General features: G+C 63.7%; 1 protein-coding gene. It reads left to right on the forward strand.

All coding sequences use genetic code 11. The features are described from left to right. The coding region (locus AC1DWI_RS24845) for a pyridoxal-phosphate-dependent aminotransferase family protein (protein WP_477726135.1) at window positions 1-855 on the forward strand (855 nt) is incomplete at both ends.

The following is an 855-nucleotide window of genomic DNA, read 5'->3' on the forward strand; positions in this document are numbered from 1 at the left end:
GCCTGGGAAGCTGCACTTTCCAATACGCTGAATGCGGGTGACCATGTGCTGATGTACGAAACCGGCCACTTTGCTGCGCTGTGGCAAAAGCTGGCCGCGCGCCTGGGCCTCAAAACCGAAGTCATCGGCTATCCCGGCGCCGACGTCTGGCGCCACGGCGTGCAGGCCCACCTGATTGAAGAGCGCCTGAAGGCCGACACCCAGCACAGCATCAAGGCCGTCTGCGTGGTGCACAACGAAACTTCCACCGGCGTGACCAGCAACATTGCCGCCGTGCGCAAGGCGATTGACGCCGCCAGGCATCCGGCCCTGCTGCTGGTCGACACCATTTCGGGCCTGGCCTCGGCCGACTACCGCCACGACGAGTGGGGCGTCGACGTCAGCATCAGCGGCTCGCAAAAAGGCCTGATGCTGCCGCCCGGCATCAGCTTTAACGCCGTGTCGGCCAAAGCCATCGAAGCCAGCAAAAAGGCCACGCTTCCCAAAGCCTTCTGGGCCTGGGACGAAATCATCGAAATGAACAAGACCGGTTACTGGCCGTCTACCCCCAACACCAACCTGCTGTACGCCCTCAGCGAAGCCTGCGACATGCTGCTCGAGCACGGCCTGGAAACCGTGTTTGCGCGCCACCAGCGCTGGGCTGTCGGCGTGCGCGCTGCGGTCAAGGCCTGGGGCCTGCAAATCCAGTGCGCCGACGCGGCCGTGTATTCGCCGGTGCTGACCGGCGTGATGACACCGGAGGGCATCGATGCCGATGCGGTGCGCAAGATCATTTACGAACGCTTTGACTGCTCGCTCGGCACCGGCCTGGGCAAGGTCAAAGGCAAGATGTTCCGCATCGGCCACCTGGGCGAC

Source organism: Polaromonas sp. P3_C2 (genome assembly GCF_056402675.1).